Annotated in this window: 16 protein-coding genes; 4 read left to right on the top strand and 12 right to left on the bottom strand. The window is 40.1% G+C overall.

Going from position 1 to position 17889, the window contains the following annotated elements; translation table 11 throughout:
* Positions 1–312: 312 nt before the first annotated feature.
* Positions 313–1170: a tetratricopeptide repeat protein gene (locus CWB75_RS17695; RefSeq protein ID WP_010390954.1), complete on the bottom strand. Its 858-nt coding sequence runs from the start codon at positions 1168–1170 to the stop codon at positions 313–315.
* A 109-nt stretch (positions 1171–1279) separates the two neighbouring features.
* Here CWB75_RS17695 and CWB75_RS17690 point away from each other — a divergent pair, with 109 nt between their 5' ends.
* Positions 1280–2590 (top strand): M20 metallopeptidase family protein, encoded by a 1311-nt coding sequence (locus tag CWB75_RS17690; RefSeq protein ID WP_075170365.1) that lies wholly within the window; start codon positions 1280–1282, stop codon positions 2588–2590.
* Positions 2591–2618: 28 nt separating this feature from the next.
* On the opposite strand, the gene CWB75_RS17685 is transcribed toward CWB75_RS17690, so the two are convergent.
* From CWB75_RS17685 to pomA, 4 genes are all read right to left on the bottom strand, one after another.
* Positions 2619–4559 (bottom strand): DNA topoisomerase III, encoded by a 1941-nt coding sequence (locus tag CWB75_RS17685; protein WP_138571327.1) that lies wholly within the window; start codon positions 4557–4559, stop codon positions 2619–2621.
* A 71-nt stretch (positions 4560–4630) separates the two neighbouring features.
* Entirely contained in the window at positions 4631–5119 is a 489-nt protein-coding gene (locus tag CWB75_RS17680; protein ID WP_075170367.1) for a hypothetical protein, read from the bottom strand.
* A gap of 155 nt (positions 5120–5274) precedes the next feature.
* Positions 5275–6195, bottom strand: coding sequence for a flagellar motor protein MotB (locus CWB75_RS17675; RefSeq protein WP_010390949.1), 921 nt, complete (start codon positions 6193–6195; stop codon positions 5275–5277).
* A gap of 2 nt (positions 6196–6197) precedes the next feature.
* Positions 6198–6965 carry a flagellar motor protein PomA gene (gene pomA / locus CWB75_RS17670; RefSeq protein ID WP_010390948.1) on the bottom strand — a complete coding sequence of 256 codons (768 nt, stop codon included), beginning with the start codon at positions 6963–6965 and terminating at the stop codon, positions 6198–6200.
* A gap of 302 nt (positions 6966–7267) precedes the next feature.
* On the opposite strand from pomA, the gene xseB reads away from it, so the two are divergent.
* The 3 genes from xseB to dxs all read left to right on the top strand — a co-directional run bounded on the left by xseB (position 7268) and on the right by dxs (position 10377).
* Positions 7268–7510, top strand: a complete 243-nt coding sequence (xseB, locus tag CWB75_RS17665; protein ID WP_010390946.1) for an exodeoxyribonuclease VII small subunit — start codon at positions 7268–7270, stop codon at positions 7508–7510.
* A gap of 2 nt (positions 7511–7512) precedes the next feature.
* Positions 7513–8400 (top strand): (2E,6E)-farnesyl diphosphate synthase, encoded by an 888-nt coding sequence (gene ispA / locus CWB75_RS17660; protein WP_138571326.1) that lies wholly within the window; start codon positions 7513–7515, stop codon positions 8398–8400.
* Between the two features lie 114 nt (positions 8401–8514).
* The gene (gene dxs / locus CWB75_RS17655; protein ID WP_138571325.1) at positions 8515–10377 is read left to right on the top strand and encodes a 1-deoxy-D-xylulose-5-phosphate synthase; all 1863 of its coding nucleotides are present in this window, start codon (positions 8515–8517) and stop codon (positions 10375–10377) included.
* A gap of 62 nt (positions 10378–10439) precedes the next feature.
* Here dxs and CWB75_RS17650 read toward each other — a convergent pair whose 3' ends face one another.
* The 7 genes from CWB75_RS17650 to CWB75_RS17620 all read right to left on the bottom strand — a co-directional run bounded on the left by CWB75_RS17650 (position 10440) and on the right by CWB75_RS17620 (position 17881).
* Entirely contained in the window at positions 10440–13526 is a 3087-nt protein-coding gene (locus CWB75_RS17650) for a ligand-binding sensor domain-containing diguanylate cyclase (protein WP_054202204.1), read from the bottom strand.
* Positions 13527–13557: 31 nt separating this feature from the next.
* Positions 13558–14043, bottom strand: a complete 486-nt coding sequence (locus tag CWB75_RS17645) for a phosphatidylglycerophosphatase A family protein (protein ID WP_008110211.1) — start codon at positions 14041–14043, stop codon at positions 13558–13560.
* The gene (thiL, locus tag CWB75_RS17640; protein ID WP_138571324.1) at positions 14040–15014 is read right to left on the bottom strand and encodes a thiamine-phosphate kinase; all 975 of its coding nucleotides are present in this window, start codon (positions 15012–15014) and stop codon (positions 14040–14042) included. The genes CWB75_RS17645 and thiL overlap by 4 nt, the downstream gene beginning before the upstream one ends.
* Before the next feature lie 88 nt (positions 15015–15102).
* Positions 15103–15513: a transcription antitermination factor NusB gene (gene nusB / locus CWB75_RS17635; RefSeq protein WP_010390936.1), complete on the bottom strand. Its 411-nt coding sequence runs from the start codon at positions 15511–15513 to the stop codon at positions 15103–15105.
* Between the two features lie 15 nt (positions 15514–15528).
* Positions 15529–15993: a 6,7-dimethyl-8-ribityllumazine synthase gene (gene ribH / locus CWB75_RS17630; RefSeq protein ID WP_008110216.1), complete on the bottom strand. Its 465-nt coding sequence runs from the start codon at positions 15991–15993 to the stop codon at positions 15529–15531.
* Positions 15994–16086: 93 nt separating this feature from the next.
* Positions 16087–17199: a bifunctional 3,4-dihydroxy-2-butanone-4-phosphate synthase/GTP cyclohydrolase II gene (ribBA, locus tag CWB75_RS17625; protein ID WP_010390933.1), complete on the bottom strand. Its 1113-nt coding sequence runs from the start codon at positions 17197–17199 to the stop codon at positions 16087–16089.
* A 28-nt stretch (positions 17200–17227) separates the two neighbouring features.
* Positions 17228–17881: a riboflavin synthase gene (locus CWB75_RS17620; RefSeq protein ID WP_138571323.1), complete on the bottom strand. Its 654-nt coding sequence runs from the start codon at positions 17879–17881 to the stop codon at positions 17228–17230.
* Positions 17882–17889: the final 8 nt, after the last annotated feature.

The raw sequence follows: 17889 nt of genomic DNA, 5'->3' as shown, positions 1-17889 counted from the left end.
GTCAACACTTAATTTTGTTAAACTTGAAAGTTTTCAGAACTAAGTTTTACTCGACTCACTGAGTAGCTCGTGCCTCGCTATGCGTTGCGCTCTGCCGTCTCAGTGGGGTCGCATTATAGGGCGAATCGATTTTAACGCAAGCGTTTTTAAACGCTTTTTTGCATTTAATTTTTACCCCAAAGATACCCCACCCAGACACACAAGATACCCACAAAACCCTGTGGATAACCTTGCTTTTACCCTACTATCCTAACGCAGAAACAAAAAAGCACCTTAACATAGGTGCTTTTTATAGAGAGTTTATCTTAATCGTTAGTACAAAATGCTATAAAGCTTGCGACGATATTTAGCAGCTAGCGCATCGCCATCTGGTAAAGACGCAATAACAGCCAAGAAGTTTGGCTTAGCCTCATCAAAATTCAGATCTTTCTTAAGAATAGTAAAGAGTGCTTCTAATGCTTCTTCTTTCCTTCCTGCTTCATTGAGTAGGTTACTTAGCTCCATTTGTAATTCAAGCTCATTAGGATGCTTGGCTACCCTTTCTTGCAATGCTTTTATTTCAGGTGAATCAGTTGCCTCTAGTGCAGCCTCACATTTAGCTTTAATGTTATTAAAGTATGCATCTTGATCTTGTGCGTCTATTGTTTCTATTAATGCTGCGGCTTCATCGAGTTTGTGAATCTGTATACATATATCTGCAAGCACTAATTTAATTCTCGCATTACTACTATCTAATTCATACGCTTGCTTAGCATAATTAAACGCGGCATTTAAATCACTATTAACCAGTGCTTGCTTGGCTTGCTCTAATAAAAGGTCTTGTTGTGCAGGTAAGTGTTTAGATAGGGCATCACGTACTTGGCTTTCTGTTTGTGCACCCGCTAATACATCAACTGGAGCTGAGTCTTTTAATAACACTAAGGTAGGCAAAGTTTGTAAACCGACTTGCTGGGCAAGTTGCGAGGCCAAAGCTTGCTCTGCATCACAATCTAAGTTTGCAACAACTATATAGTTATTATATTCGGCGGCTAGCTTATCTAAAATAGCTGCTTGGCTAATACATTCTGGGCTTTGTGGCGAAAAAAAGTTAAGTAGTACTAACTTTTGTTGTGATGTTTCACCTAATACTTGCTGAAGGTTTTGTGCGTTAAGATTAACTTTATTGCTCATTGAGTTATTGCCATGTTCATCTATTTAGGTTTTTATATGGTGATGAAGATAATAATTACAAGCCATATATTTAAATCATTTAAATACATTATAAGGTAGCGAGGGAAATATGAAATTAGTATATGCGAGTGCACTGTGTTTATTAGTTAGCCCATTATTAAGTGCGCAAACACTCAAGTTGGATCTTAATAAAAGTATGCCAGCAATTGAAAAGCTTTATCTAGATTTACACCAGTCACCTGAACTGTCTTATCATGAGCAGCAAACAGGTAAAAAAATGGCTTCGCAGCTTCAAAAGCTTGGGTTTGATGTAACCAGTAGCGTTGGCGGTTATGGCGTTGTAGGTATATATAGAAATGGCCAAGGCCCCACCGTTATGATTCGAACTGATACTGATGGCTTACCAATCACAGAACAAACAGGAAAAGCATACGCATCAACTGTTACCACAGTAAATGAACAAGGTAGCAAAGTCGGTGTTATGCATGGTTGTGGTCATGATATTCATATGAGTTCATTTATAGGCACCGCGCAACAACTAATTAAAAATAAACAGTCGTGGCAAGGTACTTTAATGATGGTTGCGCAACCGGCTGAAGAAGTTGGGGGTGGTGCAAAAGCAATGCTTAGTGAGGGGTTATTTAGCAAATACGCAAAACCCGATCATATTATTGCTTTGCATGTTAGTGCTAGTGTACCTGCAGGAAAAGTTGCTCTGAAAAATGAGTACACTATGGCAAGCGTCGACTCAGTTGATATTTCAATAAAAGGCAAAGGAGGCCATGGAGCCTATCCTCATACGACTGTTGATCCTGTTATTATTGCTGCTCGCACCATTTTAGCATTACAAACAATTACGAGTCGGGAGTTATCTCCTCTTGAACCATCAGTGATCACTGTTGGATCTATCCATGGCGGCTCAAAACACAATGTAATTTCTGATGAAGTAAAGCTACAACTTACTCTGCGTAGCTATAACCCGGAAGTTAGAAACGCGCAAATTGCTGCGATTAAACGTATTACTGCAGGTATTGCACAAAGTGCTGGCTTAGAAGAAGCGCTCTACCCAGAAGTGTATGTTCATGAAAGTGAATCGATTCCATCTACTTACAATAATCCGGAGCAAACAAATATAGTTAGGAGTGCCATTGCTGATGCAATTGGTGTAAAAAATGTACTTGCAACTAAAGCTGTTATGGCTGGTGAAGACTTTGGACTATATGGTAGAACAGATGAAAACATCCCCATTACTTTATTTTGGTTAGGCGGAGTTAACCAACAGCAATATACAAATGCGATGAAAAATAACGAAACACTCCCTTCATTACATTCAAGTAAATTTGCTCCCGATTATAAAGTAGCGCTTCCAACAGGAATAACTGCAATGAGCAATGCCGCTGCGGCATTATTCAATCAATAATCTTCAAGGTTATTTTTAAGCCCTGAGTTTAATTTACCGCAGGGCTTTTTTTGTAACTCGACTTTTTATACGGCGCTTTCTTTGTACGTTTAGCAAAACGCTTCTTAGGCGATGTTTTTGGCAAATGTGCAAATACATTACTATCGCAGTTAGTTGCTTGGCTTACAAAATTAGTTAAATCAGCTAGCAAAGGCTGTATAAATTGCTGATAACTCATTGCTTGCTGAGCGATATCTCCTAAACTCGACTCCCATTTTGCAGTTAAATCGGGGCTTGATAACCCCTCAGGTAATACACTAATTAGTGCCAGACCTGTTTCAGTTGCTTTAATTGCTTTTCCTTCACGTTTTAAAAAGCGACGTTTAAATAATAGTTCAATGATACCTGCGCGAGTGGCTTCAGTACCAAGGCCATCTGTTTCTTTTAATATTTTTTTGATTTGCGAGTCTTTTACATAACGGCTAATTCCCGTCATAGCAGCAAGTAAGGTTGCATCGGTAAAATGAGCAGGAGGAGTTGTATGCTTTTGCACCACCTCACCTTTAGTACAGGTAAGTACCATGCCTTTTTCCAAATAAGGCAATGTTGCTTCTTCTTTAAGTTCTGGCTTACCCATAAGCAATTTAAAACCCAAGTCTACATCTTGTTTTGCATTAGCTTTGAATAAACCACCCGCTATAGTTACCTCTACCTTGGTTTCGTTATAAATGTAATCGGGATAAAACTGAATTAAATAGTGTCGACTTATTAACTGATAAATTTTTGCTTCATCACTGGCTAAACTCACACTTTTTAACTGTTTAGCTGTTGGTACAATCGCGTGATGAGCTGCTACTTTTGAATCGTTAAAACATTTACTTCGTTTTTTTGCATCTGCTCCATTAACAAATTCTGCTTTTTGGCCTCCATTTACTGCAATCGCTTTTAGTATCGCAGCTGCATCTTGGTGATGATCTTTTGGTAAATAACGATTATCTGAGCGTGGGTAAGTAATTAACTTATGACGTTCATATAAAACCTGGCAAGTATCGAGCACTTTTTGCGCTGGCATTCCGAACGCTTTAGCGGCATCTATTTGTAAAGCAGACAAATTATAGGGAAGCGGCGCGGTTTGTTTTTTTTGCTTTTGCTCAAGAGCAGTTACGCTTGCTGGTTGACTAGCGATACGTGAAGTTACATTTTCAGCTAAAGCTTTGTTAAGCACTCTGCCCTCATCATCTTGATAAGGTTCACACGCTTTACTTGGTATCCACTTAGCAGTAAATGATTGCTCCTTAGGTGTATCAAGGTGAGCAAGTACTTCATAAAATGGTTTTGATACAAAATTTGCTATCTCGTTATCGCGATTAACTACTAGGCCCAAAATGGGTGTTTGCACTCGCCCAACCGACAATACATTACCAAATCCCGCTTTTTGCCCCGCTAATGTGTATGCACGCGTCAAGTTCATGCCAAACAACCAATCAGCACGAGACCGCGCCAGAGCAGAAACGCTCAAAGGAATAAAGTCACGGTTAGCACGCATACTATTTAGTGACTTTTTAACTGCCGTTAAGTTTAAGTCACTGATCAATAAACGCTGAATATTTTGTTTTTTTGCTTGGCTGATTTTTGCTTGTTCTATAACTTCATCAACTAATAACTGGCCTTCACGGTCAGGATCGCCAGCATGTACAAGTATTGTTGCTTGTTTGATTAGCTTTTTTAAAATAGTGAGTTGTTTACGAGTTTTAGGCTTTGCTTTAAGTTGCCAATGCTCAGGCACAATAGGTAAATGTTCAAACTGCCACTTTTTAAAACGCTCATCATAGTCATCGGGTTCTGCTTGCTCGAGCAAATGACCTATGCACCAAGATACGCAATCACCATTTGCCACTTCAATATAGCCATCATGCTTTTTATGCGGTTTAGGAAGTGCGTCTGCAATAGCGCGACCCAAAGAGGGTTTTTCAGCAATATAAAGTTTCATAACCAAGCTCTAACACTGTTCATATAAACAGTAGTCTAGCATATCATTTTAAAACGAGGGGTATTTTTGTGTTATAAGCTTAAAGCTTTATTTCGCTTATTAACAAAAATATATAAAAGCGGTAGATAACATATAACAACAGTAGCGATATTTATTAAGGGCATAAACGTTTGATACATAACAGTACTATACGATAAATCCCAAAGATGGCGATCTACTAAACGAAATAATTGCAGAATAGGGGCTGCAATAACCACAAGTTGGCCAAGTACACATTGCCACAAATGCACTTTATCTTTCAGGCCCAAATAAGCAATCAGTGCCATCCAAGTAATATCTGTTAATGCCCATACAAGATAACGGTATACATAAATACCATCATCAAACGCCATTAAACTTGAGTAAGTTATAGTACCAAATAAGAAAAAAGCAGCGGTAATAGCAGCAAACCTTAAGGCTAAATAATCCTTAAGGATAAAAAACAACAAAATAGCTGGGCTCAGAATAAGAACCCAGCTTTTACTTAATATACTGACGAAGTACAAAAACCATTCAGGCAAACTAAAAAACCTTACTTAACTTTTTTATCTTCGTCTGTACCATCGCCATTACCAGGCATACTACAAAATTTATTTAACATGCTCACTCCACTTTTAATTACATCTGTTAAGAGAAATGCATTCTATGCTAAAAAAGGGGACAAAACCAATAAATTCTATCTAATATCAATAGGATCTGATTCTTTCGCCTTGCCTTGTAAAATTGATATTTCTACCCGGCGGTTACGTCTTCGATCTTCTCGGGAATCATTCGGCACTAAAGGTCTGGTTTCTGCACGCCCAACGACCATCATTCGGGTCTTATCAAAACCAGCAACTTTTTGCAGTTCACTTGCTACCGCAACAGCTCGTTTAGAGGATAAATCCCAGTTATTAATATAAAGTTCATTAGAAACTTGAAAGTCATCAGTGTGACCGGAGACGGTGATTTCACCTGGCACATCTTTTAATAACCGGCCAATATCCTGAATGATAGGTTTAAACTGGGGTTGTAAAAAAGCACTGCCCGATGGAAACGAACCATTTTCTCTAATACGAATAATGATTTGCTGACCTAATGACTCAAGCTCAATAGCTCCATCAATAATTTGCTTTTCAAGCTGTTGTGCAATTTTTTTAACTAAGTCATTTATTTGCTCTTGATCGGCAGCAGAAACTGAAGGCGCTGAAGCAACTTCCTCAGAGGTGCTGCTAGACTCACCACCTCGTTTTTCGCCTCGTTGTTCTTGCCGTCCGCCGGCTGAACTTTCATCGCCCGCCTGAAACTCTAGCATTTGCTGAGTCATTTCAACTGTTTGTTGCTGAATAGTTTCAATGGGGGTTGGCTCAGGTTTACCTGGAGTAAACTCCATCGCAATAACTGAGGTGCCTTTTGGAATATCTTTAACTTCAATTTTATTTTGTACACCAAAAGCAAACTTCATAGAGCCTGCAATTTGCTTAAATTTAAGCACATCCATTTCAGAAAACGCGAGTAAGAGTACAAAAAAGCACATTAATAGCGACATTAAATCGGCAAATGTCCCCATCCATGCAGGTAACCCTGGGGGTGGGCATTTACACTCTTCATCAGACATAACTATTCCTCAGTGTTTACCGCGCGTTTAGACTCAGCCAAATAATTTTTCAAGATCCCTTCAATTACTTTAGGATTTTGGCCATCTTGGATGCCTAATACCGCATCCAAAATAAGTCGCTGGTTCATTGCTTCTTCATCTTTACGCAATTCAAGTTTGACCTGAATAGGAATGGCGACAACATTCGCCAAAAATGCCCCATACAACGTTGTTAACAAGGCTACCGCCATGGCTGGGCCGATTGCTTTTGGATCATCCATATTTGATAACATAGCCACCAAGCCGATTAATGTACCAATCATCCCCATTGCGGGAGCAATATCACCTAGCGACTTAAATAAGCTTGCGCCCATTTCATGACGAGTCGTCGTCAGGGAAATATCTTTTTGTAATGTTGCACGCACTACATCCGCATCATGCCCATCCACGAGCATATCAACGCCTTTGCGCATAAATGGATTTGGAATTTCAGCCTCTTCTAATGCTAGAAACCCGCCTTTTCGGGCAGAATCTGCTAGCTCAACCGCCTTTTCAATTAACGCTTCAGGGGGTTCAATTTTAAACATAAACGCTTTAGCACAAACCTTACCAATGCCTAAAAATTGCGACATAGTAAAATTGGATAAAACGATAAAAAGGGAGCCACCAAATACAATAACCACTGAAGGGGTATTGTAAAACATACCGACTTCACCGCTACTACTCATAAACATGGACATGACAATTAAGCCAATTGCGCCAAGGATCCCAATAATGGTTGCTAAATCCACATTCCCTCCAAAGGTTTTATATTTTTTCTTCGCAAGCGTTGTTATTAAATGTATATCGGCAAGATACTGAAATACTTAAGTGATTTTTATGATAAACGATAAAATTACGATTAGTCCTATTTTAGATCAACATAGGGAATCAATCTAACTAATCAGAATTTATAATTTAAAAAATAACGCTGAAGCGCAGTAAAACCCAATTAACAGCATTTATATATCAAAAAAACATAACATTCTTTGACCTAGTTTAGCATTCCCCCTAAAATTGGCGTCTAAATTTATTATGTAAGTTGAAAATAAAGATGGCGACTAAAAAACCTGAAAATTTAAGTTTCGAACAAGCACTAGAAGAATTAACAACAATTGTCAGTGAAATGGAACAAGGTGATTTATCGCTTGAACAGTCTTTAAAGCAATTTGAGCGCGGCATTGCATTAGCCAGTGCGTCTTCCGGTAAACTTCAGCAAGCCGAGCAAAAGGTGTCGATATTAATGGGTAATGACGAAAAAGCACCGCTTACTCAATTTGATAACGATTTGGAATAATTGTGAGCATAAAAGAACAAATAAAGCTCGCTCAAGATGATGTAGCCAATACACTCAACCTTTATTTCGAACAACCTCTTGAAAGCGACAGCACCATAAAAGAAGCCACCCATTATAGTCTAATGAATGGCGGGAAGAGATTACGCCCTTTTTTGGTTTATACCACAGGCAAAATGCTCGGTGCTGAAAAACGTGATTTAGATGTGCTAGCAGCAGCGATAGAATGCATTCATAGTTATTCATTAGTGCATGACGATTTACCCGCTATGGATGACGATGATTTACGTCGTGGCCGTCCTACATGTCATATTGTCTATGGTGAAGCACAAGCTATTTTAGCAGGTGACGCACTGCAAACCTTAGCGTTTGAGCTTATTGCTAAGCACACATTTAAATGCTCAACAGAAGCTCAGTTAAAAATGATTGCAGAATTAGCACATGCTTCAGGCTTGCAAGGAATGGTTGCCGGACAAGGCCGCGATATTGCAGCAACAGATAAAGTTATTACGGTTGATGAATTAGAACGTATTCATAAACTTAAAACAGGCGCATTAATAAATTGTGCGATTACTTTGGGCGCACTTTGTGCCCCTAATATTAGCCAACACACTTTAGATAACTTATCTACTTTTGGGTATGCTATCGGGCTGGCCTTTCAGGTTCATGACGATATTTTAGATGTTGAGGGCGACACACTAACTTTAGGTAAGCCTCAAGGGTCAGATATTGCTGCGAATAAAGCGACATACCCGGCTTTATTAGGTATGCTAGGTGCTAAGCAAAAAGCACTAAATTTGATACAACAAGCCCATGAGGCGTTAGCTAATATTGACGCAGACACAACCAGCTTAGCAGCATTGGCAAACTATTTAATTGAACGTGACCATTAAACATGGCTAAAACGTATTAAATCTTAGAACAAAATTATTACTAAATATTAAGCCGCCTCTTAAACTTAGCTTTTTTGAGGGAAGTTAATATTAGCGAAGGATATATAAAAAACCATGACACTTGATAGCAGCAAGTATCCATTACTTAATTTGGTGAACGAACCAGCCCACTTGCGAGACTTAGCACAAGATAAGCTTCCTGCATTTAGCCATGAATTGCGTGATTACTTACTCAATTCAGTATCGCAAAGTAGCGGCCATTTAGCGTCTGGTTTAGGAACCGTAGAACTTACCGTTGCATTACATTATGTGTACAACACTCCCGACGATCGTTTGGTTTGGGATGTAGGTCATCAAGCCTACCCACATAAAATACTAACGGGACGTCGTGACCAAATGCACACCATTCGCCAAAAAGATGGATTGCACCCATTTCCATTTAGAGACGAAAGTGAATACGATACCTTTAGTGTTGGCCATTCAAGCACCTCTATTTCAGCGGCGCTGGGTATGTCTATTGCTGCGCAAAAAGAAGGCAAAGGTCGTAAAACCGTGGCGGTGATAGGCGATGGCGCAATTACCGCAGGTATGGCCTTTGAGGCGATGAATCACTTAGGTGATGTTAAATCAGATATGCTGATCATTTTAAATGATAACGAAATGTCGATTTCTGAAAACGTCGGCGCGTTAACCAATCATTTTGCGCGTATTTTATCAGGTAGCTTTTATACCAACATCCGCGAAGGCAGTAAAAAGCTTCTTTCTGGTGTACCGCCGGTAAAAGAACTTGCCAGCCGTATGGAAGAACACATTAAAGGGATGATGATCCCGGGTACTTTTTTTGAAGAATTAGGCCTAAATTACATTGGTCCAATTGATGGCCATGATGTGAACATGCTGGTTGATACGCTGCGTAACATGCGTAACTTAAAAGGCCCACAACTTTTACATATAAAAACCCAAAAAGGCAAAGGTTACAAGCCCGCAGAAGCCGATCCGATTGGTTATCATGGCGTACCAAAATTTGATCCTGCAACTTCAAGTTTACCAAAATCTAAGCCAAGTGCGGCTACTTTCTCAAATGTATTTGGTGATTGGCTTTGTGATATGGCAGAGCAAGATAGCAAATTGATGGCAATTACCCCTGCGATGCGAGAAGGTTCGGGGATGGTGCGTTTTTCTAAAGAACACCCTGAACAATATTTTGATGTGGCAATTGCTGAGCAGCACGCTGTAACCCTTGCTGCAGGTTTTGCCTGTGAAGGGTTAAAACCCGTTGTGGCTATCTACTCTAGCTTTTTACAACGTGCGTATGATCAACTAATTCACGACGTTGCATTGCAAAACCTACCGGTATTATTTGCTATTGACCGCGCAGGTATTGTCGGAGCCGATGGTGAAACTCACCAAGGCGCCTATGACCTAAGCTTTATGCGCTGTATTCCTAACATGGTTATTATGGCACCTAGCGATACTAACGAATGCCGTCAAATGCTATACACTGGCTATCAAGCCAATTGCCCAGTAGCTGTGCGTTACCCGCGTGGCAGTGCGGGCACAGCAGACATTCAAAGCGCTATGCAACAGCTCGAAATTGGTAAAGCTAACGTAATTAAACAAGGTGCTAAAGTAGCTATATTGTCATTTGGTACCTTGCTTGAAAACGCCCAATTAGCCACTGATGAGCTCAATGCCACTTTAGTTAATATGCGATTTATTAAACCACTTGATTCTGGTTTAATTGATGAACTTGTCGCTAACCACGATATCATTGTAACACTTGAAGATAATGCAATTTCTGGTGGTGCAGGTTCGGCGGTTAATGAGTATTTAGCTACCCAAAAAGCGACTGTAAAAATACTTAACTTAGGTATACCGGATGAATTTATTAAACACGGTACGCAACAGCAAATGCACGATGAAATGGGGTTAGGTGAGCAAGGCATATTAACTTCAATTAAAGCATTTATGAGCTAATACTTATAGTGTTTAATAAAAAAGGAGCCTTTGGCTCCTTTTTTGTTGCTCACTTATAATCTCTAGCGCATCCATACCTTAATATCGGCTAAGCCATTACTTTGTAACAAACCAATTTGCTGTTCAACATTGGGGTTTTGCTCAAACTCAAATGCGTCTAGTTGCTCGTCAAAAGTAATGTTAGCGACGCCATCGCCGCCGCGTTTTTTAACTTGATGTAAAGCGATGTCAGCTAAATTAATCGATGTTTCCCAGCTAATAACTTGCCCACCTAACAGGGGTAGCGGATAGAAAGACCAACCCACTGACGCTGTTATATTGGTTGTTTCACCGTTAGGAAGCTGGAAAGTATAATCGGCAATAGCTTGGCATAATTCAGATACATAGCTGTCGATCAAATTACACTTAAAATCGCGTAATAACAGTAAAAACTCATCTCCACTCCACCGAGCAACATAATCAGAGCCTTGAGTACGCGAGTTAAGTAATGCAGCTACTTGTTGTAAACAACTATCTCCAGCAATAGGGCCATAGGCATCATTAATACGGCTAAAATTATCTAAATTAATAATTAATAGCACCAAAGATTTACCCTGAGCCTGCAATGACTGTGAGTTCCGCTGAAAATGCTCAATATCTTTTGGTAATTGATCAAACAAGAAACGACGACTTCTCAGCCCTGTTAGCTCATCAGAGTGACTAACAAGTTTAAGCTGAGAGTTTACTTGGTTTAATTTATCATTTGCTTGGCGAAGCTCTAAGGTTCGCTCAGTAATAAGCCCTTCGAGTACTTGTTGCTTGCGTCGCTCTTGAACTTTAAAGACCCAAAACACTAAATAAAACAGCAGTACGAAACCACTGGTGATCAGTAACCTAAAGTAGATAGTTTCACCAAATCGCTCTGGAACAATAAACGCATATTCTGCTGATTGCGCTTTACCCCAATCCTCACCTTGGCGTTTAGTTTCTAATTCAAATAAAAACATACCGGCGGGTAAATTTGTATAAATTGCTTCTCTGCGGGTATTTGCATAGCGCCAATCGTTATCAAGTCCATTGAGTTTATATCTAAACTCAATACTTGCCGGAGCGTAATAATCAATCGCGGTATAGGTAAGTGTCACATCACGCTCATCGGTCTCAAGAACTGGTTTTTCGCCTAAAGCAGCTGCTGCGAGCTTTCGTGATGGCGTCGTTAAGGTTTCTATAGTTGGTTTAAGTGAGCGTAACCCAAATAACTCTACGTCTTTAGGAATTTCTACAACGCCTTGCAAACTGGGATACCAAATAGAGTTATCCATATCAACCACCGCATCATGGCCTAAACCATTACAGCATTGGCTGGCTTTACCATCGAGCTGACGGTCAAATGAAGAGATCACTTCTTCTACTTTTAGGCTTTCGATGTTGGCTTTAAATTGCTCAACAGGCATACGGTAAACCCCTTTCATGGTGCTTACCCAAATTCGCTTTGAGGTGTCATCGTATTCTAAGCTGAATATAGAACCATATGGCAGTCCATTGGCGGCGTCTAGTTGCTGCCATTGCCCTTGTCCACTGCGATAAAACAAACCATCATTCAACGAACCAATTAAAATACCTACGCCTTTAATGTGTAAAATGCTAGTAACGTACGCACTTTCTAAGGTGGTTTGGTCACCTATTTTTTCTATCCCGCGTTCAGTAAAGTAATACGCGCCTTTACTGGTACCAATCACGCCAAAATTTGGTTTATCTAGAACATAAGTAACAAACTTACTACCTAAGAACGCATTGTACGCAAAAGGGTTTAAGCCATTATAATTTAGACGATATAACCCTCGTCCGGTGCCTACCCAAAAGCCGCCTTTAGTTGAAGTGCTAATTGCAAAAACAGGGTTATCGCTCAACGCACGAGCAGGGAAACTATATAAGGTGTTCGACTCATAGAAAAACAAGCCTCTGCCAGTAGCAACATAAAGGCGATCGCCATCAAATTGCAGGTCATGTACCGAGGCATTTCCATACTTGGCACTATTGATAACATTGATAAAGGTTTTATCGGCATCAAAATAACCAATGCCACTTTTATTGGCAATCCATAATTTACCGTCAGGTGATTTACTAATCGCCATCACCGCTTCGGTCATTTTAGAAATGGCCGAATGGCGCTCTATTCGCCCTTCGTGAGCAAGCCATAACCCTTCACTAAAACTCGCTAGCCATATGTTATTTTCATCATCTCTAAATATATCGGCAAACCAAATACTCTGATCTAATTGGCTGGGTTCAACCCACTGCCAATCATTAGATTTAGCTCTAAATAATAAACGTCCATAGGTTGATATCCACAAGCCGCCATTACCATCGCTCATAAACTTATACACAGCTGAGTTATTAGCATTGGGAAGTGGAAACGGACGTAGCTCGTCATCTAAATCTAAAAAATAAGCCCCTAACTCAGAAGCTAGGTACAAATTACCATTTAAAAACGATAGATCGTGAACAATGGTTTGCGCTAAACGATCGGGTAAAGCCACTTTAGCGGTTAGTTCTAAGCGTAATTTAGAAAAGTCAGACGAGCTTTGCGTTAAACGTAATAAATTACGGTCGTTAACCAGCCAAATTCCCTCAGGTGAAAGCGCCATTTTACTGACCGACCCCACAATTTGGGTGATAGCTGTGGCGTTTACAATAGGACTAGGGTTATTTAGTTGGTCGCGCAGTTCTATTTGGCCTCTGTCTATATAATAGAGCCCATTAGCTGCTATCCAGATACTGCCTTGAGAGTCTTCAAGAATATCTCTTACAGGGCCTTTAATATTAAACTCTTGTGCGGTTAGCTTTTCAGGATCGATAACCACAAGGCCATTTTTAGTGCCTACCCACAATAATCCTTCGCCATCGATCAATAATTTATTAATACCATTGCTGGGTAAAAATAAACTATTTTGGGTATTATAATTAGTGAAGGTATTGCCATCAAAACGGCTTAATCCAAATTGAGTGCCAAGCCACATATAGCCTTGGTTATCTTGTACTACACTTTTTAGGGATTGTGAGGGTAAGCCGTCTTTGATATTCCATTGTTTAACTACGTAATCAGTAATTGAAGCCGTACTTGGCATGGCACATAACATAAGTACACAAACCAATAAAAATCGCATCATAGTGCTGCCACCTAGTTAAACAAATAATAAATTAAAAGGGTAGTAAACCTACTTTTATCAATGCTTGCAAACAAATAAGCGAAAAAATACCTGCAAGTACATCATCGGCCATAATACCAAACCCACCATGGGCACGTTTATCGAGTATACGAATCGGCCCTGGCTTTGCTATATCAAAAAAGCGAAACAGTAAAAAGCCCACTAGTAATGTTTGCCAGTTAAGTGCTGCGCCAATCATAGTAATATAGTAACCAGCAACTTCGTCCCAAACAATTGCCGGATGATCATGTACTTGAAGGTCATCGGCTGTTTTTCCACATGCCCAAATACCAAAGATACTTATGACTACTGCAAATACAATTTGTAACCATAGCGGAAAATGCATGGTAATAAAAATAAACGGTAATGCTGCCAATGTGCCAAATGTACCAGGTGCTTTTGGTGCAAGCCCAGTACCAAAACCCAAACCAAAAAATTGATGTGGGCGTTTTAAATTAAATAATCGGTTTTTATTCAAACCTGCTCCTTGGAAAAGTGCTCAAAACCTTTATGTTCAAAAGCAAACTTATCGCCTTGGTGTAATAACTCTATATTGCCGTCACCACTTTTTATTTGCCCGATACAGCTTGCCTCTACACCGTATTGGCGCAGCTTAATATCTAGCATACTCTTGTTACTATCAGCAACGGTATACAGTAACTCGTAGTCATCGCCATAGTTAAGAACAAAAGGAAGTCGCTGCTCAAAATCAAGACTCGTTTGCATGGCATCTGAGGTGGGGACATTTTCAATATTAATGGTGGCACTAACTTGTGATAAATTTAGCACATGCCCTAAGTCGGCTAGTAACCCATCGGAAATATCAATGGCCGACGATGCCAAGCCTCGTAACGCTTGCCCAGCAGCTACACGTGGCGTGGGGAAATTTAAACGTTTATTAATATCTTTTAAGTGTTCAGGTGCAATCGATAAGCCTTGTTTTTTCGATTCAATCGCCAACCCAGCATCACCAAGCGGACCGGTTACAAAAATCCAATCACCCACTTTTGCACCACTTCTACGTAATGCTGTGCCTTCAGGAACTGTACCTTTTGCACAAATAGTAATACTAAGTGGACCTTGAGTGGTATCACCACCAATGATCTGAACGTTAAAGTACTCAGCAATTTCATGCATGCCATCAGTCAGCTCAGCAATCCATTGTGGATCGATACTAGGTAACGTAAGTGCAACCGACACCCAAGTAGGCTCTGCGCCCATGGCAGCTAAATCACTTAAATTAACAGCAAGAGCTCGATGCCCTAATGCGCGAGGGGAGATATCATGAAAAAAATGCACCCCAGCAACTAAGGTATCTGTGGTTACAGCAAGCTGACAGTTCGCTGGAACTGTGACAAGCGCACAGTCATCTCCAATCCCTAAATTAACATCGCGACGAGTAATGCCACGACCTTTAAAGTAACGATTAATTAATTCAAATTCCTTCATACACAAAAAAGCCGGCCTATGCCGGCTCTCCTTTTTAACGGTTATTTATAACAACTCATCTGATAATAAAAATCAGCTAAAGTTGTTATTACTTGCGTAACTGTTTTACAGCTTTATCAAGTACACCGTTTACAAATTTATGGCTATCTTCAGCGCCAAACATTTTAGCTAATTCAATACTTTCATTGATAGCCACTTTGTAAGGAACGTCTTCACGAAATTTAAGCTCGTAGCTGCTTAAACGTAAGATTGCACGTTCAACTTCGTCTAATTCATCAAATGGACGAGTTAAATGAGGCGATACAGCTTCGTCTAGTTGCTTGTGGTTTACTGCAACTCCACGCGCTAAATCTTTAAAATATTCAACATCAATTTTAGTCACATCGTTTTCGATCAACATTTGTTGTTCGATATCGGCAATTGCATTGCCGCTTAATTGCCATGAATAAACGGCTTGAAGTGCTAAGATACGTGCTTTACGTCTTGCTGCTGGTTTCACAAAAATTCCTTAAACTTAAATTTTATCTAACACATTAACCATTTCAAGCGCACCTAAAGCAGCTTCGCCGCCTTTGTTACCCATTTTGGTACCTGCGCGCTCAATTGCTTGCTCAATGCTTTCAGTGGTTAATACGCCAAATGCAACCGGGATATCATACTCAAGTGATACTTGTGCAAGCCCTTTATTTGACTCGCCAGCGACGAGATCAAAGTGAGGCGTGCCCCCTCTGATCACTACACCTAAGGCGATAATTGCATCATATTCTTTTTTTGCTGCAACGCGTTTCGCTGCTAAAGGTAATTCAACCGCACCTGGTACGTAAATTACGGTAATATCATCTTCTGATACTCCACCAGTACGTTTTAGCTCATCAACAGCACCTGCAAGCAAGCTACTACCAATAAAGTCATTGAAACGAGAAATGACAATGGCAAACTTTTTGCCTGGAGCGTATTTATTACCTTCAATAATTTTCATTTGATAACCCTAAAAATAAGTTTAAGCGATTTCGGTTGCGCAAAAATTGCTGCGCATTATACCACATAAATAAAATAATAGCCTAGCGTGTAATTATTGTGGCTCTACGTAATCAACAACTTCTAAATGGAAGCCTGATAATGCATGATATTTTTTCGGTAAACTCATCAAACGCATTTTTTGGATACCTAAATCAGCCAAAATTTGCGAGCCTACACCTACGGTACGTGAAGTACCTTGGAATTTGCGTGGCGTTACACTCTCGCCAGCATCAGCTGCAGCGAATGCTTTAACAGTCGCTTCTAATTCGTCAGTGCTTTCTTGCTTACCTAAGATGACTAAAGCGCCATTATGCTCAGCTATATACGCCATTGCTTGCGATAATCCCCAACTACGATCAGCATTACGATCAGAGAGTAAAATATCGTTAAAGGTACTTTGTAAGTGCACTCGCACTAACGTTGGTTCTTGTTGTTTTATTTCACCTTTAAGCAATGCATAGTGCAGCTGCCCGTCAATGGTGTCTTTGTAAGTTACTAAGTCAAATTCGCCATGCTCAGTTGGCAATTTACATTTTGCAACTTGCTCAATAGTGGTTTCATTTAAGTTACGGTATTCGATTAAATCAGCAATGGTGCCAATTTTAATATCATGTTGCTTAGCAAATACTTCTAAATCAGGGCGGCGCGCCATGGTGCCATCTTCATTTAGAATTTCTACAATCACTGATGACGGCTCAAGCCCCGCTAAACGCGCTAAATCACAGCCAGCTTCAGTGTGCCCTGCGCGCGTTAATACGCCGCCAGGTTGCGCCATAATAGGGAAAATATGCCCAGGCTGTACAATATCACTTGGCACTGCGCCTTTAGCAATGGCAGCTTGAACAGTACGAGCACGATCCGCTGCAGAAATCCCCGTCGTAACCCCTTTTGATGCTTCAATAGACATAGTAAAGTTGGTCGAGAATGCAGCACCGTTATTTTTAACCATCAGCGGTAAATCAAGTTGCGAGCAACGCTCTTGGGTCATGGTTAAACAAATTAACCCACGGCCATGAGTCGCCATAAAGTTAATTGCTTCTGCACTTATGTGCTCAGCAGCAATAATTAAATCGCCTTCATTTTCTCTGTCTTCATCGTCCATTAAAATAACCATTTTACCGGCTTTAATGTCATCTATTATTTCTTGTGCGCTGTTTAAATTCATAAGTTGCTCGTATAAGTTGTCAATATCGTTATTTTATAAAGCCCGCTTTAGCGAGTAAGCTCATCGAAATATCTGAACCAGTAGGATGCTCAGCTCCCTTTACAAGGCGCTCTAAATAACGTGCTATTTGGTCGACCTCTAGATTCACTTTGGTACCGACTTGAAAATCGGCTATGGTCGTTTGCCCGCTGGTGTGTGGCACAATCGTTAGTTTAAATTTATTACCTTCAACCGCATTGACCGTTAGGCTAATACCATCAATACACACAGACCCTTTATAAGGAATGTATTTCATTAAACTTTCGTCGGTGGCTAACCAATATTCAGTTGCTCGCGCATTGGTATTTATTGCTGTGATAGTGGCAATACCATCGACATGACCAGACACTAAATGACCTCCGAGGCGCGATACAGGTTGCATCGCCTTTTCTAAGTTAACTGTTTGTCCTAATGCGTAATGTGCAAACCCCGTTAAGCTAATCGTTTCATTTGATAAGTCAGCACTAAAGCCATCTATATGCTTATCAACAACAGTGAGGCATACACCGTTGGTTGCAATACTGTCACCTAACTTAACATCACTCATATCAAGGTTTTTACTTTGGATACGAATAGCTAAATCACCTTGTTTTTTTTGTAATAACGCAATTTTACCTGTCGCTTCAACTATTCCAGTAAACATAGTGCTAC

The sequence above is a fragment of the Pseudoalteromonas sp. S1608 genome (assembly GCF_005887265.1).
GTDB lineage: Bacteria > Pseudomonadota > Gammaproteobacteria > Enterobacterales > Alteromonadaceae > Pseudoalteromonas > Pseudoalteromonas undina.
This window is presented reverse-complemented; position numbering and strand designations above follow the sequence as displayed.

Coding starts and splice junctions, on each gene's coding strand:
- CWB75_RS17650 (WP_054202204.1), bottom strand. CDS start 13,526: ATGATGCGATTTTTATTGGTTTGTGTACTTATGTTATGTGCCATGCCA.
- CWB75_RS17690 (WP_075170365.1), top strand. CDS start 1,280: ATGAAATTAGTATATGCGAGTGCACTGTGTTTATTAGTTAGCCCATTA.
- CWB75_RS17685 (WP_138571327.1), bottom strand. CDS start 4,559: ATGAAACTTTATATTGCTGAAAAACCCTCTTTGGGTCGCGCTATTGCA.
- thiL (WP_138571324.1), bottom strand. CDS start 15,014: ATGAAGGAATTTGAATTAATTAATCGTTACTTTAAAGGTCGTGGCATT.
- xseB (WP_010390946.1), top strand. CDS start 7,268: ATGGCGACTAAAAAACCTGAAAATTTAAGTTTCGAACAAGCACTAGAA.
- CWB75_RS17675 (WP_010390949.1), bottom strand. CDS start 6,195: ATGTCTGATGAAGAGTGTAAATGCCCACCCCCAGGGTTACCTGCATGG.
- ribH (WP_008110216.1), bottom strand. CDS start 15,993: ATGAAAATTATTGAAGGTAATAAATACGCTCCAGGCAAAAAGTTTGCC.
- CWB75_RS17620 (WP_138571323.1), bottom strand. CDS start 17,881: ATGTTTACTGGAATAGTTGAAGCGACAGGTAAAATTGCGTTATTACAA.
- ribBA (WP_010390933.1), bottom strand. CDS start 17,199: ATGAATTTAAACAGCGCACAAGAAATAATAGATGACATTAAAGCCGGT.
- CWB75_RS17695 (WP_010390954.1), bottom strand. CDS start 1,170: ATGAGCAATAAAGTTAATCTTAACGCACAAAACCTTCAGCAAGTATTA.
- dxs (WP_138571325.1), top strand. CDS start 8,515: ATGACACTTGATAGCAGCAAGTATCCATTACTTAATTTGGTGAACGAA.